Source organism: Pseudomonas fulva (genome assembly GCF_023517795.1).
Lineage (GTDB): Bacteria > Pseudomonadota > Gammaproteobacteria > Pseudomonadales > Pseudomonadaceae > Aquipseudomonas > Aquipseudomonas fulva_D.
Window position 1 is genome coordinate 2,844,951 of record NZ_CP082928.1, and the last position, 14,382, is coordinate 2,859,332.

At 61.3% G+C, this 14,382-nt stretch carries 19 protein-coding genes and 1 pseudogene; 16 read left to right on the forward strand and 4 right to left on the reverse strand.

Translation table 11 applies throughout. From position 1 onward, the window contains the following. Window positions 1-17: 17 nt before the first annotated feature. Both K8U54_RS12850 and K8U54_RS12855 read right to left on the reverse strand, forming a co-directional pair. Entirely contained in the window at window positions 18-326 is a 309-nt protein-coding gene (locus K8U54_RS12850) for a helix-turn-helix domain-containing protein (RefSeq protein ID WP_249906229.1), read from the reverse strand. Next, a complete protein-coding gene (locus K8U54_RS12855) occupies window positions 319-801 on the reverse strand; it encodes a hypothetical protein (RefSeq protein WP_249906230.1) in 483 nt (160 codons plus the stop codon). Before K8U54_RS12855 ends, K8U54_RS12850 begins: the two co-directional genes overlap by 8 nt. Before the next feature lie 286 nt (window positions 802-1,087). Here K8U54_RS12855 and K8U54_RS12860 point away from each other — a divergent pair, with 286 nt between their 5' ends. Next, window positions 1,088-1,369, forward strand: a complete 282-nt coding sequence (locus K8U54_RS12860) for a hypothetical protein (RefSeq protein WP_249906231.1) — start codon at window positions 1,088-1,090, stop codon at window positions 1,367-1,369. A 5-nt stretch (window positions 1,370-1,374) separates the two neighbouring features. On the opposite strand, the gene K8U54_RS12865 is transcribed toward K8U54_RS12860, so the two are convergent. Next, window positions 1,375-1,584: a DNA-binding protein gene (locus K8U54_RS12865; protein ID WP_249906232.1), complete on the reverse strand. Its 210-nt coding sequence runs from the start codon at window positions 1,582-1,584 to the stop codon at window positions 1,375-1,377. 95 nt (window positions 1,585-1,679) lie between these two features. On the opposite strand from K8U54_RS12865, the pseudogene K8U54_RS25340 reads away from it, so the two are divergent. From K8U54_RS25340 to K8U54_RS12925, 12 genes and pseudogenes are all read left to right on the forward strand, one after another. Then, window positions 1,680-1,889: pseudogene (locus tag K8U54_RS25340) on the forward strand (helix-turn-helix domain-containing protein); the annotation flags it as partial. A 302-nt stretch (window positions 1,890-2,191) separates the two neighbouring features. Further along, window positions 2,192-2,695, forward strand: coding sequence for a hypothetical protein (locus K8U54_RS12875; protein ID WP_249906234.1), 504 nt, complete (start codon window positions 2,192-2,194; stop codon window positions 2,693-2,695). 473 nt (window positions 2,696-3,168) lie between these two features. Then, complete coding sequence (locus tag K8U54_RS12880) at window positions 3,169-4,005, forward strand: LPO_1073/Vpar_1526 family protein (RefSeq protein WP_249906235.1); 837 nt, start codon at window positions 3,169-3,171, stop codon at window positions 4,003-4,005. Window positions 4,006-4,181: 176 nt separating this feature from the next. Further along, complete coding sequence (locus K8U54_RS12885) at window positions 4,182-4,436, forward strand: putative holin (RefSeq protein WP_249906236.1); 255 nt, start codon at window positions 4,182-4,184, stop codon at window positions 4,434-4,436. Beyond that, window positions 4,436-5,071: a transglycosylase SLT domain-containing protein gene (locus K8U54_RS12890; protein ID WP_249906237.1), complete on the forward strand. Its 636-nt coding sequence runs from the start codon at window positions 4,436-4,438 to the stop codon at window positions 5,069-5,071. Before K8U54_RS12885 ends, K8U54_RS12890 begins: the two co-directional genes overlap by 1 nt. A gap of 183 nt (window positions 5,072-5,254) precedes the next feature. Continuing rightward, on the forward strand, window positions 5,255-5,878 hold the full coding sequence (locus K8U54_RS12895) for a lysis protein (protein ID WP_249906238.1): 624 nt from the start codon (window positions 5,255-5,257) through the stop codon (window positions 5,876-5,878). After that, on the forward strand, window positions 5,878-6,177 hold the full coding sequence (locus tag K8U54_RS12900) for a DUF2730 family protein (RefSeq protein ID WP_249906239.1): 300 nt from the start codon (window positions 5,878-5,880) through the stop codon (window positions 6,175-6,177). Before K8U54_RS12895 ends, K8U54_RS12900 begins: the two co-directional genes overlap by 1 nt. Beyond that, on the forward strand, window positions 6,177-6,473 hold the full coding sequence (locus K8U54_RS12905) for a VpaChn25_0724 family phage protein (protein WP_249906240.1): 297 nt from the start codon (window positions 6,177-6,179) through the stop codon (window positions 6,471-6,473). The genes K8U54_RS12900 and K8U54_RS12905 overlap by 1 nt, the downstream gene beginning before the upstream one ends. 2 nt (window positions 6,474-6,475) lie before the next feature. Beyond that, on the forward strand, window positions 6,476-7,024 hold the full coding sequence (locus K8U54_RS12910; RefSeq protein WP_249906241.1) for a phage protein Gp27 family protein: 549 nt from the start codon (window positions 6,476-6,478) through the stop codon (window positions 7,022-7,024). A 2-nt stretch (window positions 7,025-7,026) separates the two neighbouring features. Further along, window positions 7,027-8,688: a hypothetical protein gene (locus K8U54_RS12915; RefSeq protein ID WP_249906242.1), complete on the forward strand. Its 1,662-nt coding sequence runs from the start codon at window positions 7,027-7,029 to the stop codon at window positions 8,686-8,688. After that, a complete protein-coding gene (locus K8U54_RS12920) occupies window positions 8,682-10,250 on the forward strand; it encodes a DUF935 domain-containing protein (protein ID WP_249906243.1) in 1,569 nt (522 codons plus the stop codon). The genes K8U54_RS12915 and K8U54_RS12920 overlap by 7 nt, the downstream gene beginning before the upstream one ends. Further along, on the forward strand, window positions 10,240-11,514 hold the full coding sequence (locus tag K8U54_RS12925; protein WP_249906244.1) for a PBECR2 nuclease fold domain-containing protein: 1,275 nt from the start codon (window positions 10,240-10,242) through the stop codon (window positions 11,512-11,514). Before K8U54_RS12920 ends, K8U54_RS12925 begins: the two co-directional genes overlap by 11 nt. Here K8U54_RS12925 and K8U54_RS12930 read toward each other — a convergent pair. Next, window positions 11,481-11,948 carry a hypothetical protein gene (locus K8U54_RS12930; protein WP_249906245.1) on the reverse strand — a complete coding sequence of 156 codons (468 nt, stop codon included), beginning with the start codon at window positions 11,946-11,948 and terminating at the stop codon, window positions 11,481-11,483. The genes K8U54_RS12925 and K8U54_RS12930 overlap by 34 nt on opposite strands. A 129-nt stretch (window positions 11,949-12,077) precedes the next feature. On the opposite strand from K8U54_RS12930, the gene K8U54_RS12935 reads away from it, so the two are divergent. The 3 genes from K8U54_RS12935 (at window position 12,078) to K8U54_RS12945 (ending at window position 14,372) form a co-directional block, all read left to right on the forward strand. Next, the gene (locus tag K8U54_RS12935; RefSeq protein ID WP_249906246.1) at window positions 12,078-12,647 is read left to right on the forward strand and encodes a phage virion morphogenesis protein; all 570 of its coding nucleotides are present in this window, start codon (window positions 12,078-12,080) and stop codon (window positions 12,645-12,647) included. A gap of 220 nt (window positions 12,648-12,867) precedes the next feature. Next, window positions 12,868-13,965 carry a phage protease gene (locus K8U54_RS12940; protein ID WP_249906247.1) on the forward strand — a complete coding sequence of 366 codons (1,098 nt, stop codon included), beginning with the start codon at window positions 12,868-12,870 and terminating at the stop codon, window positions 13,963-13,965. A 2-nt stretch (window positions 13,966-13,967) separates the two neighbouring features. Next, complete coding sequence (locus K8U54_RS12945; RefSeq protein WP_249906248.1) at window positions 13,968-14,372, forward strand: hypothetical protein; 405 nt, start codon at window positions 13,968-13,970, stop codon at window positions 14,370-14,372. The last annotated feature ends 10 nt before the right edge of the window (window positions 14,373-14,382 follow it).

Genomic DNA, 14,382 nt, shown 5'->3' on the forward strand with positions numbered 1-14,382 from the left:
GTTGCTCCTGGTTGTGATCAGTGCCGGGATCCGGCCAGCACGCGTTGGTTGATTTCAGCGAGGCGGCCCTGCATGCGATCCATCTCGTTGGCGTGGGCCTGGGCGATTTGCAGCAGTGCGATCGAGGGGGCGAAGCGGCCGTTGTCCAGCTTCATGGCCAGGCCCTCGGCGATCAGGGTGTTCATGGCGCGGTTGATGTTGGCAGGGCTCTCGCTGAGGTTCTTGGCCAGGTCGCTGTTGCTCACGCCTTCCAAGGTTTTGCCCTTCAAGGCCTTGAGCACGCGCAGGGCGCGCGCCGCGCTGTCGCTGGTGCGTGGGTTACTCATCGTTACCTCCAAGTTCGAGCTGGGGTTGGGCGTGCTGGGCGACGTTGCCGTGGTGCCAGCCGAGGCCCTCCATGGCGGTGCGCACGGCGGCCAGGGTCGACTCGGCGTCCTGCTTGCCATCGTGGAAGGCGAGCAGCGCCGTCATGGCGCCGGTCAGCTCGCCCTGCAGGGAATTCAATTCATGGGTATTGGCTTTGCGGCCGGTGGGCACGTCGATCAGCAGCTTGCCGGCTGCCGCGCCCATCCACTGGGTCACGTAGCTGATGCCGCAGGCCGCCTCATAGGCCGGGATCATCACGGCGGGCATGCGGCCCGAGCTGATCCACTTGTAGAGCGTCCAGTGGTCAGCCACGCCCATGCGCTCTGCAATGCGCTCCACCGAGAGGTTGCGCATCTCGCGTGCGTACTCCTTGCAGAGCTCCAGGGCATGGCGCAACGAGTTCGGCTGCTGGCGTTTCCAGCGGCGGCGGCTCATTGGAAAGCCCGCTTTTGCAGCATCGCCAAACAAATAGGCTTTATGCCCATGGGCAACGCCGTTACAAAACTGCGAGCCTTTTGCTGTAAATTGACAAACCGGGACATGGCTATGACCGACCAGATTCAGAGGCTTGAGGCACAGGTGAATGCGCTTGCTCAATTGGCGCTTCGCCTGGCAGCTGTTGCCGAGATAGAGAGTGGCTTTCAGCCTGAGCAGCTACGGGATCTGCGCTGGCCTGGGGCTCCGTTTGAGGCCGAGGCTGTGCAGACGATGGGCTGGCTGTGTGATCAGCTGGCTCTGGCGCGGCAGCACCGTGCAGCTGCGCAGCAGCCAGGATCAGCAGCTGCTTGAGCGCACGGCTGGAGTGCACGCTGATGACGGGCTTGCTGCGCTGGCCGCGGGTGGCGTCCTGGAGGTGCAGGCATACATCTGCCGGTGTGCCTGGGGCGATCGCGATCAGTTGATCGAGCGCCAGGCGCCAGTGGTCGAGCGGGTGCGGCATCAGTGTGATCTCTTCAAGGCGGAGCTGTGGGCGCATAGCGGAGTCCCTCGCTTTGCTGGGTAGGTAGATCAGGCGGCGGCCAGCTCGGGCAGCTTCAAGCCCAGCGCGACGGCAATGTCGTGGGCCTTGCCGTAGTTGGCTTTGTCGAAGCCGTTGAGCACGCGGTACACAGCGTTGCGCTTGTAGCCGTGCTGGTCGGCCCATTGGGTGATGGTGATTCCGCGTTGGCGGAAGCGCTGTTTGACCTGGTCAGGGGTCAGTGCCTTCGGGGCAGCCATGGCGGTGGCTCCTTGCTGGTTGCTGAATGATGTTTGTGTTTTGTTGGGCTGATATTGGTGCACGTACGTGCACCTGTCAACTAAAAGGTGTCCGTTTGAGCACAATTGGTGAGCGGCTTCGTGAAGAGCGTGATCGGCTTGATTTGAGCCAGACAGCGTTCGCAGAGCTTGGCGGCGTGCAGAAGCGCGCCCAGATCAATTACGAAAAGGATGACAGGCACCCTGATGCGGGTTACTTGGCGGCTATAGCTGCTGCCAATGTCGATGTGCTGTATGTGCTGACCGGGGAGCGATTGGTGAGGCCCGAATCGATTGAGCCGGCCGTTGCGGGTCCCACGACGATTGGGGTGATAGATACTCAGAGGCTGGAGCGTATCGTCGAGCTGCTTGAGGCTTCTGCCTCAAAGGTCGGTAAGCAATGGCCTGCTAGGCGCCTAGTTTCTATGGCCGCCGAGGTCTACAACGTGCTCGCAGATGAGGTAACCCTAGACGAACCCAAGGTCGATCGAATCTTGAAGCTGGTGGTAAACCGGTAAGGGAGAGCCCTGCAGTGCAGAGCGCTGAGGGTCTTTGCAGTTGATAGCGCAGTGCGCAGCAAGGAGCGGTAATGAAGGATGATGATCTGATTGCGCTCGCCGAAAAGCTCGGTAAGGAAATTGATTCTTTGCCAAAGGACGGTAAGGAGCGCGAGATCTCAATCACGGTAGGTGGCAGCAACAGAGGAAACATCTCTGTGGGAGGTACTCAGATCGTAGTGAACTCTGCGGCCCGAGAACCTCAGTGGTCTGATCTTGAGCCGGCCGATCTAAGACGACATTTGAATCATTGGAAAGCTCAGTTATGGAGTGGGCATCGCGCGTACTGGCTCAATATTCCGTGCGTTCTCATCCTTGCTATTGGTATCGGTATCGCTTGGGGAGTTTTCTCAGGAACTTTGCCAATGCTCACCATCGCCGGTACCTACCCGATGCTTCCATTCATCGCTCTTGGTGTCATGGTGCCCCTGATGTTGTGGCTTTTGATCATTCGTAGAGTCGAGGGAAGGCACATTCAAGATTGCCAAGCAATTGTCGATGACATTCAGGCAGAGCTTCGTAAGCGCAGGCGTTGAATCAGATACTGATAAAGGAACTATCACGATGGCTAAGTGTGTTAGCAAAACCCAGTTCGCAGGAGTCGGTGCACTCGTCCAGTTGGTGGGGGGCGTGGCAGTAGCTGCTGGCGCGATTTACTACGGTGATACCGGTCTTTTAGTGGGTGGGGTTATTGGCGTTGCACTATTGGTAATCGGCAGCAATTTATCCAAGATTTTCCGCTGCTCCGACTGCGGCAACCGCCTGGACGGACGCCACGTTAAGTTGTGCCCTACCTGCAAGGCAGTAGTTGAATGAACGCAGTTTGGTCGTTTCTAGAAACGCATTATCAATGGTTTTTTTCTGGGATTGGCGTAGTCATAGCCACCGCGATCGTTGGCTTGATTTGGCGTCGAAGGAGTCCCCCGCAACAGCAACAAACTGTAATCGGCGGTGACGGTCATCAGGCTGGGCGGGACCTGACAGTGAATGTGAAAAAGGAAGAGAAATAATGCTTGGGAAGCAGCAGCAAGACGCGAAGGATGTTGCGGTAGCCGCTCAGGCTGGGCGGGACGTTACCGTCAATTACGGATTGAAAATGTCAGACGTCAAGGAGCTCACACAGATTTTTCTGGAGAAAAATTTGCCTGCTCTAAGAGACGAGGCGGCAAATATAGCCAGAGCGAATGCAGCCAGCTTCTTGAATGAGTTTGCTGAAAAACTGGCATCGTCTGGCAAGGTAAGTCAGGAGGCGTTTGCTCAGCCCGATGCGCAGGCGTGCTTTAGTCGTGCTTTGAATGACGGAGCCCTCAAGGGCAAGAAAATAGATCTCGGTATCTTGGCTGAGATGGTTGTCAAAAGGCTGGAAGCCTCGGATGACGATCTCATGTCCCTTGTTTATGAGGGTGCACTAGAGGCACTTCCTCGGCTCAGTGCTGCACAAGTGAGCTTTTTGGCCTGGGTTCACTACATGAAAAGTGTCAGGCACAACGCCATTTATAGCCTGGAAGCGTTAGACAACATCGCAGCGAAACTGATGCCTGTATTCGCGGCAGGGTTTGACCTGTCTGATGCCAATAAGCACTACATGTCCAGCTTGGGTTTATTAACGATTAATCTCATAGCAGATGCCGACCAGCTCTTTGAGAACCTATGTAAGAACTATGATTTCTTACCAAAGAATCGGGAAGAGATAATCGCCCAAGCGCCGTCTCTCGGCTTGCTAATCACGAAATATGGTGAATGCCGTATCCCTACAATTTTCCTATCTGCGACAGGCCAATTGATCGGGGTGATTGCGATAAAGAAAGTTATTCTGGGCGCCGATCCCAAGATTTGGATCTACTGAGCGACCCAAACTCGCGTTCCAACTGATAGTTTTTGCCCCGTCCAAATTACTCCGCGCGCGCGTGAGTCGATGATCGTCCTGCCTGCTTTGCAGGACTGACCATCGACCGGCCAGGGATGGCCACCCACGCGGAGAGTCCCATGTCTCGCTCTGTTCCCTCCCGGCGCGTGCCTCGCATGACGCTGGTGACCACTGTCGCTGTCTGCCTGCTGTTCATGCTCGCGTTCATTCGCCCTGAGCAGTTGCAGGTTGTGCTCTACAAGGTTCTCCTGGTCGTGCTCGGCGCGGTGATCGCGTTCTGGCTTGACCGCGCCATGTTCCCCAACTCCCGCCCTGAGCAGTGCGCCAACCATGTGCTGATGGCCGCCGCATTCATGCGCCGATCGCTCATCGTGCTGGCCGCCGTGCTCGGCCTGACGATGGGCCTGTGATGCGCGGCCTCATTGCGCTGGTCTGCGCCGCCGCGCTGATCGCCTGCCAGCTGGCCCAGGCGGACGCGATCCCGCGCGACGCCGAGCAGTACCGCCGCATCCTGGTGCGCGCGGCTCATGCCGAGTGGGGGCTGGACGCGCCGGTGGCCACCTTCGCGGCCCAGGTGCACCAGGAGTCCGCCTGGCGCGCCAATGCCAAGAGCCATGCCGGCGCCCAGGGCCTGGCGCAGTTCATGCCCGGTACCAGCGCCTGGATGGCTGAGTTGTACCCGGCAACGCTGGGTGCCAATCAACCCTACAACCCGGGCTGGGCCCTGCGAGCCATGGTCACCTACGATCGTTGGCTCTACGCACGAAACCAGACCGCTGCCAGCGAGTGTGATCGCTGGGCCTTCGCCCTGGCCGGCTACAACGGTGGCCAAGGGTGGGTGAATCGTGACCGTCAACTCGCCTCGGCCAAGGGTGCCGATCAGCGCGTCTGGTTCGATTCGGTCGAGCGCTTCAATGCGGGGCGCTCGGCAGCCAACTTTCGCGAGAACCGCGGCTACCCCCGCGCCATCCTGCTGCGCTGGGAGCGGGTCTACGTCAACGCCGGCTGGGGCAGCGGCGTGTGTGCTGAGAGGTATCAGCTGTGAAGCGCATTCTGATCGTATCGCTTGCCCTGGGCATGTTTGCGGCGACGGCGCCCGTCGTTGCTGCGACCCGTAACTGGCTGACCGAGCCAGAGCTGTATTGCTCACCGGTACCGCGCCCTCGCCATGGCAAATGCACAGCGCCGAAGGTGCTCCGCCCAGCGCGCAAGTACCGCCGGAGGTTCCATGCTCGCCGTCGTTGATGGGCTGCGCAAAGCCTGGCCGATTGGCCTGATGCTGCTGTGGTGGCTGAGCCTGGGCGCCGCCCAATGCTCGGGCGATCGCATCGGCTACGACCGAGCCAAGGCCATAGGCGACAAGGCGTTGAGCGATCTGCGTGAGGAGCACGCGAATCAACGTGCCCAGGTAGCCGAAGAGAACCTGGTGCTGTACCGCCAGCAAGTCACCCGCGCCAACGAGGCCGAGGCGCTGATGCTGCACGCCCAGGACGAACTGGCCAAAGCCCGCAAGCAACTGCAGGAGCGAATCCCCAATGTCACGACCGTCTACAAGCCGGCCCGCGATGCGGCGCCTGTTGCTATCCCTCGCGCTGTGTTCACTTGCGGCTGGCTGCGCGACTACAACGCCGCCCTCGGAGCCACTGTGCCGGCCCCAGCCGAATGCGCCGCTGCCGCCGGCGCTGCAGCGGGCACCTGGCCCGCCCCCGGCTCTGACGCCGAACTACTGGAAAGCCGCGTTACCCCGGCTGACATCCTGGCCCACATCACCGACTACGGCCTCTGGGCCCAGAACAACCTGGCGCAGCTGACGCAGCTGCTCGAACTGCACACACGCAAGGAAGCCCCTTGATGGAATGGGAAAACGTTGTACGCATCGGCCAAGGGGTCATCACCGTGGCCGTGCTGGTGTTCTCGGTGATCACCAACCGCCAGAAGGCCTCGGCCGCCAAGGCCCAGGAGCTGGAGACGCGCCTGGTGACGCTCGAGCAGCAGCTGCTGCACATGCCCGATGCTCGCCAGTTCGCCGAGCTGGCCGGCGACGTGAAGGCCATGAAGGCCGAGATGCAGGGGGTTGCCAGAGAGCTTGGCCCTTTGCGCGTATCGCTTGACCGAATGAATGACTACCTCCTGAACAGCAAGGTGCAGTGATGAGCAACCAATACGCCGACTTTCTCCGCCAGGATCAACGCCTGGTGATGCTGCGCATCCTCTCCGAGCTGCCGCAGTACTGCTCCAACTCTTCGGTCATTTCCAACCTGCTGTCTCAGTTCGGTCACAACCCGAGCCGCGACCAGGTGAAGAGCGACCTGGTATGGCTCAGCGAACAAGGTCTCGTGTCGGTGAACGATATTGGCTCTGTCATGGTGGCAACACTGACGGAGCGCGGTGGCGATGTAGCGGCTGGCCGCTCCTCGGTACCTGGCGTCAGCAAGCCGAGACCCTGACCATGGCGCGCAAGAGCAGCGTCGAAAAGGCGCGTGATGAGGTTCGTGACCTGATCAACCGCATGCTGCGCGAGAACCGCCTGACTCTCGATGAGATGAAGGATGTTCTGGCCGAGCAGTTCCCCGACGAGCCAACGCCGAGCCGCACCGCGCTGCACCGCTATCGCCAGGGCTTCGCCGAGATCATGCGCAGCCACCGCGAGATCGAGGTCGCCAGCCAGGCTCTGGTCGCTGAGCTGGGCGAGAACTTCGACGACAAGTCCGGGGCATTGCTGGCGCAGGCGGTGACCACGCTCGCTACCCGAGCGGCGCATGACGCCCTTGGCCAGGATGAAACCGATATCGGCGACGTGCTCGATCTCACCCGTGCAGCGAAATATGCCCAGGAGACCCGTGCGCTCAGCCGTAAAGAGCGCCTGGCCGTAGCAAAAGAGGCACGCGAGCAGCAGCTCAAGGAACAAGAGCAACGTCTGGAAGAAATGCGCGGTACCGACGGCATGAGCGAGCAGCTCGAAGATCGCATCCGCCGCGTGCTGATGGGTAAAGCCTGACCATGGCCACTGACAGCAACGCCAAAAGCCTCAAGGCCACCAGCCTGCCGCGCAAGATCGATCTCGCTGCCGAGATGGAGCTGCACGGCGTCGTCGTGCCCCAGGACATGGCCGACGCGAAGCCCGCCGCCGAAGGCGTGTTTCTGCCGTACCAGCAGCGCTGGTTCGACGACACCAGCCAGATCATGATCGCCGAGAAGAGCCGCCGTACCGGTCTCACCTGGGCCGAGGCTGGCCGTAACGTGATCAATGGAGCCAAGCCTCGCCGCCGTGGCGGCTGCAATACCTTCTACGTCGGCAGCAAGCAGGAGATGGCCCTGGAGTACATCGCCGCCTGCGCGCTGTTCGCCAAGGCGTTCAACGACCTGGCCCAGGCCGACGTTTACGAGCAGACCTTCTGGGACGAAGGCAAGAAGGAAGAGATCCTGGCGTACATGATCCGCTTCCCGAAAAGCGGCTTCAAAATCCAGGCGCTAAGCTCACGCCCCAGCAACCTGCGCGGCCTGCAGGGCGACGTGGTGATCGACGAGGCCGCCTTCCATGAATCTCTGGAGGAGCTGCTGAAGGCAGCGCTGGCCCTGACCATGTGGGGCAACAAGGTGCGCCTGATCAGCACCCACAACGGTGTCGACAACGCGTTCAACACCTACATCCAGGACGCCCGCGAAGGCCGCAAGGACTACAGCATCCACCGCATCACCCTGGACGATGCGATCGCCCAGGGCCTGTACCGCCGGATCTGCTACGTCACCAACCAGGAATGGTCGCCCGAGGCCGAGAAGGCTTGGCGGGACAAACTCTACAAGAACGCCCCCAACATCGAGTCGGCCGAGGAAGAGTACGGCTGCGTACCGAAGAAAAGCGGCGGCGCCTACCTGAGCCGCGTGCTGATCGAGCAGGCGATGGTCGATGACCACTCGGTCCGTATCTATCGCTATGAGGCACCAGAAGGCTTCGAGCAGTGGACGCCCGCCATGCGCGAGGCTGATATCCAGGCGTGGTGCGAGGAGAACCTGGCACCTGAGCTGGCCCGCCTGCGCGACCGCAACCGCCACACCTTTGGTGAAGACTTCGCACGCCGCGGCGACCTGACTGTGTTCACTCCGCTGCAGATCGATCCGATGCTGCGCAAGCGCGTGCCCTTCGAGGTCGAGCTGCGCAACCTCACCTACGAGGCGCAGCGCCAGATCATGTTCTTCATCTGTGATCGCCTGCCGCGTCTTTCCGGCTTGGCGTTCGATGCCACGGGTAACGGTGGGTACCTGGCTGAACAGGCAGCGCTGCGCTACGGCGCCGGCCTGGTCGACCAGGTGCAACTGAACCTCGCCTGGTATGCGCTGTGGATGCCCAAGCTCAAAGGCGAGCTGGAGGCGTTCAACCTGGAGATCGCCCGGCATCAGACACGCCTGGATGACCTGCTGTCGATCAAGGTCGAGAAAGGCGTGCCTGTCATCGACAAAGGCCGCACCAAGGATCTGCAGTCCACCGACAGCAAGGCCAAGCGTCACGGCGATAGCGCCGTGTCACTGGTCATGGCCGTGCGGGCCAGCTTCATGGAAGGCGGCACCATCGAATTCACAGCATTGCCGCGCCACAGCCGCGGCTTCGACAACGTCGACGATATCGACTCAGACCTGAGCCTGCCGGAGTCATCAGCATGGTAACCAACACCCGGATCGTCGACCTCGACGGCAACCCGTTCCAGGTCAGCGAACTGCGCGAGCCGCAGACAGCGCACCTCACCAGCCTGCACCACGAGTTCCAGGGGCACCCATCCCGTGGGCTCACACCGTCGCGCCTGGCGCAGATCATGGATGCTGCCGAGCAAGGCGACCTGGTAGGCCAGTGCGAGCTGTTCGAGGACATGGAAGAGAAAGACGGCCACATCATGTCCGAGATGGGCAAGCGCCGCCGCGCGGTGCTTGGCCTGAATTGGGACATCGTGCCGCCGAGCAACCCGACCGCAGCCGAGAAGAAGGCGACCAGCGAACTGTACGAACTGATGCAAGGGCTCGATGATTTCGAGGACGTGCTGTTCGATACCACCGATGCGATCGGCAAAGGCTTTGCCTGCCAGGAGATCGAGTGGCAGCGCGTCGAAGGCAGCTGGCTTCCCAAGTCCATCACCCACCGGCCGCAGAGCTGGTTCCAGATCGCCAAGGGTTACCGCCAGGAGATCCGCCTGCGCGGCGCCGCTGGCGGTGAGCCGTTGCAGCCTTTCGGCTGGCTGACCCATGTGCACAAGGCCAAGAGCGGCACCCTGGAGCGCTCTGCGCTGTTCCGCGTGCTGGCGTGGCCGTACCTGTTCAAGAACTACAGCGTGGGCGACCTGGCCGAGTTCCTGGAGATCTACGGTATCCCGATGCGCGTGGGCAAGTACCCAGGCGGCGCCACCGAGAAAGAGAAACTGACCCTGCTGCGCGCTCTGGCCAGCTTGGGCCACAACGCCGCCGGCATCATCCCGTTGGGCATGGAACTGGAGTTCCTCAACGCAGCTCAGGGCGACCCGGCCGCGTTCAAGCTGATGATCGAGTGGTGTGAGAAGACGCAGAGCAAGGCGATCCTGGGCGGCACGCTGACCAGCCAGGCAGATGGCGCATCGAGCACCAATGCCCTGGGCAACGTGCACAACGAGGTGCGCATGGATTTGCGCGACTCGGACGCCCTGCAGGTGGCCAAGACGCTGAGCCGTGACCTGGTCTACCCGATCGCCGTACTCAACGGCCTCGCCAGCACTTGGGCGCGCTGCCCGCGGCTGAAGTTCGACATCCAAGAAGCCGAGGATCTGCAAGCCTACGCGCAGGCTCTGCCGGGCTTGGTTGGGCTCGGCTTCAAGATCCCTCGTCAGTGGGCCCAGGAGCGCCTTGCCATTCCTGAGCCTGACGAGGGCGAGGAGATCCTGCAGGCAGCTGCAGCTGCTGCGCCAAAGAGTGAAGCCCCCACGGCCGAGGTGCTCCCGCGCGCGGTGGCCACCGCACAGAAACCCGCAACCACTGCAGCCGATCGTCTGGACGACAGCCTGCAGCCGATCACTGGCGAATGGATCGAGCATATCCGGGCCATGGTCGAGCAGGCGCAAAGCCTGGAGCAGATCCGCGATGGCCTGGCCGCGCTGCTACCCGACATGAGTGTGGAGCAATACGCCGAGGCCATGGCGCAGGCGCTGGCCAGCGCCGCCTTGCAGGGCCGTTACGAGATCCTGCAGGAGGCCGCCAGTGGCCGTTAGCGCAACGTCGTTACCATTCCGGGAGCAGAACGAGTTCCTGCGCCGCAAGCTGAACCTGCCGACGCAGACCTGGACGGACATCTACACCCGCGAGCACGACTATGCGTTCGTGGTCGCCGGTGCCAACCGCGATGGCCTGGTGCAGGACTTCCGCCTGGCGGTCGAGCGTGCGATCGAGGGCGGCACCACCCTGGAAGATTTCCGCCGCGACTTCGACCGCATCGTTGCCAAGCATGGCTGGAGCTACAACGGCGGCCGCAACTGGCGCTCGCGGGTGATCTACGAGACCAACCTGCGCAGCAGCTACATGGCCGGCCGCTATCAGCAGCTCATGGCGGTACGCGAGGAGCGGCCTTACTGGCAGTACCTGCACAGCGATGCCGTCGAGTTTCCCCGGGAAGAGCACGAAGCCTGGAACGGCATGGTGCTGCGCTGGGACGATCCCTGGTGGCAGTACCATTTCCCGATCAACGCCTGGGGCTGCCAGTGCAGCGTGCGGGCCCTGAGCCAGGCCGACCTGGAGCGCATGAGCAAAAACGGCCCGGACACCGCCCCTACGATCGTTTGGGAACAACGCACCATCGGCCAGCGCAGCCCGCAAGGCCCACGCACCGTCGAGGTGCCACAGGGCATCGATCCAGGGTTCGAGCATGTGCCAGGTCGCTCACGCCTGGAAAGTCACGTGCCATTACCGCGTGAGAGTGAAGAGCTAATCCCGGCTAGTGCCCCAGGTTTGCCCAATCGCATCGCCACCGATCCGCTGCCGGCGCCGCAACCTTTTGCAGCCGAGCGTCTGCTACCAACTAATCTAACTGAAGCAGACTATGTACGGCGCTATCTCGCTGAGTTTGGTGCAACGCTGGATTCACCTGCCGTGTTTCAGGATGTACTCGGTGAACGTTTGGTGATCGGCCAGGAGTTGTTTCTGCAACGCAAGAGTGGTGAGCTCAAAGCCAACAAGCGCGGCCGTGGTAAGTGGCTGCCGCTGCTAGCACAGGCGCTGAAGGTGCCTGATGAAATTTGGGTGCGCCTAGAGTGGCTCGGTGCAATAGGCAAGGCTGTGGTGCGTCGTCGTTATGTGGCGCGCTTCAAGATAGAGGGTGAGGTTACGCCGGCATTAGCAGTATTTGAGCTGGGCACCGACGGTTGGACTGGCGTAACCACATTTCCGCCTGAGGACGACGGGTATGTCGAACAGCTACGCCAGGGCGTACGGCTATTTAGGCGCTCTCACTCGTCGAACGATAACGAGCCGACGAACTGAGCCAGACGTTGAGCTTCCGATCTCGTCAAATCAGCAGGTAGCTCGACGGAGATAGTCAGATCGGGCCGGAGAACATATGTGTGTTCAATTGCCTCATCCGTTATTTCCTCTACCGCTGTATCAGTCTCGACAGCCTCTTTGCTTTCTAACCCTTGAGCAGCATCTGCGACGAGCTTGCTTTGTACAGCCCAGACAAATCGAGATTTCCATCCATGGCGCCCCTCTACGTAACGACCACACTCAGCTTGCTCAAGACTTCTGAATGCGGCAATCACTTCAGATCTTTTGAAGTCATAACCGTCAGATGCGAGCCAATACTCGATACGCTGCCTGCCGGTCTCATATTGATTCTTGGCGCGAAGCGCCATGTGATCACATATAGCTCTAACGACGTCGTTATTCCTATATACCTGCTTCAAAGTCTCAATGTGCATCCCGATATCCCTATGGTCCGTTCAAGAAAAAACCCGGCGCTGCCACACCGGGTTCACCGCAAACGTAGGATTGGAGGCCCTGGCAGGGGCTGCTCGCTTGATCGGGTAAATCCAGTATAGGAGCAGACAATGGCCGGAGCCACTATCGAGTTTGAGACCAAAGCTGTACTGGCTGCTATCAGCGATGCGACCGAAGCTCTAGGCAGCCCGGAGCGGATGCTGCGCGATATGGGCGAGTACCTGATGATTGCCCATGACCAACGCTTCGCCAGCCAGACCGCGCCGGATGGCACGCCGTGGCAAGCGCTGAGCCCGGCCTACCAGCGGCGCAAGAAAAAGAACGCCGACAAGGTGCTGGTGCTCGATGGTTACTTGAAGAACACGCTGCGCTACCAGGTAGCGGGTAACGAGATGGTATTCGGCACCAACCGGGTCTACGCAGCCATCCACCAGTTTGGCGGTGAGATCCAGATGCCAGCTCGCAGCCAGCAGGCCTACTTCCGGCAGGACAAGTCCGGCGATATCGGCAAGCAGTTCGTGAGCAAGCGGCGCAGCAACTTCTCCCAATGGGTCACCATGGGGCCCCATGTGATCAAGATCCCGGCGCGCCCCTTTCTGGGTACCAGCGCAGCGGACGATATCGAGTTGACCAACATCGCTATGGGGTACCTGAGCCGCGCAATGGGCACTCCCTCCTGAGAGCCTCCAGAACGCACGCACGGGCGAAATGCCCGGCGGATGTACCCGTAAATTCAGCTATCGCCCCAAAGCGGCCAATTTCGCGTTTATAAACACGGTCGGCGGGGTTGCCAGAAGTCGCCACGGCGTGTTGATGTAGAAAAGAGCCCTCACGGCACCGCTGCAAAGTTTTTGCCCCGTCCAAAAGACCTTCTCCAGGTCGACCGCCATCCTCGGCGGTATGAACAGAAAACGCCTCAAACTCGCCGTCGCACTCGCAGCCTGCAGTTACTCGCTGGGCGAGATTGCTGCCGACAACAGCATCACCATTCAGGTGACACCCGCTGGCCACTTCAAGCCATCTGACGGTCGCGAGATCAAGGTGCCATCCTGGTACATCGATCGGGCCGTTGCCAGCAAAGTCATCGAGCGCTTCGACGCCCGCCGCACGCCCCCGGTGCTGGATTACGAACACCAGACGCTGCACAAGGAAGAGAACGGCCAGCCAGCCCCGGCAGCCGGCTTCTTCAAGGCGCTGGAATGGCGTGAAGGTGAAGGCCTGTTTGCCCGCGTCGACCTGACTACCAAAGCCCGCCAGTACATCGCCGATGGCGAGTACCAGTTCTTCTCCCCCGTATTCGTCTACCACCCCACGACTGGTCATGTGCTCGACGTGCAGATGGGCGCGCTTACCAACAACCCGGCTATCGACGGTATGGAGGCCCTGGGCCTGCGTGCTGCCGCCACGTTCGGGCTCACCCTTGAAGAGGAAACACCCGTGAACCCACTTCTGCTGGCGGTTCTGACCGCGCTCGGCCTGGCCGAGGACACCACCGAAGAGCAGGCCATCGTTGCGCTGACTGCTCACACCGATCAACAGGCGGCTCTGCGCAAGGCGCTGGACATCGATGGCAAAGCCACTGGCGACATACTCATTGCGGCCTGCACTGGCCTGAAGGCCAAGGCTGCAAATGTGGATCCGGCCAAGTTCGTTCCGGTCGATGTGGTCACTGGCCTGCAGGGTGAAGTGGCCGCACTGACTGCTCGCCTCGGTGAGCGCGACCAGAAGGAGCTGGATGCCGAGATCACCGCTGCCCTGGAAGACGGCCGCCTGCACACCACCATGGAAGGCTGGGCCCGGGACCTGGGCAAATCCAACCGTGCGGCGCTGACCTCCTACCTCAGCACCGTCAGCCCGATCGCCGCGCTCACCGCTACCCAGACCGGGGGCAAGCCGCCGATCGCTGACAAAGGAACCGGGTTGACCCAGGAAGAGCTGGCGGTATGCAGCGCGATGGGCGTCACCCCTGAGCAATTCAAAGCCGCGAAGGAAGCCTGATCATGGCCCTGACTACCGATCGCAACACCCCGCGCCGTGACGGCGTGCAGTACAACGACCCAGTGGCCGGTGCCACGCGCATCTACGCCGGCTCCATCGTCTGCCTGAACGCTGCCGGTTTCGCTGTTCCGGGCAGTACCTCGGCCAACCTGAAGGTTCGTGGCCGCGCTGAGGAGCACGTCGACAACCGGGACGGCACGGCCGGCGCGAAGCGCATCGAGGCCCGCCGCGGTGTGTTCGCGTTTGCCAACAGCACCGCGGCTGACGAAATCACCCGCGCCAACATCGGCGCCCCGGCCTACATCGTCGACGACCAGACGGTCGCCCTGACGTCCGCAACCAACACCCGTTCCGTAGCTGGCGTTATCCGCGATGTGGATAGCGCCGGTGTCTGGATCGAGATCTAAGGAGCACGAC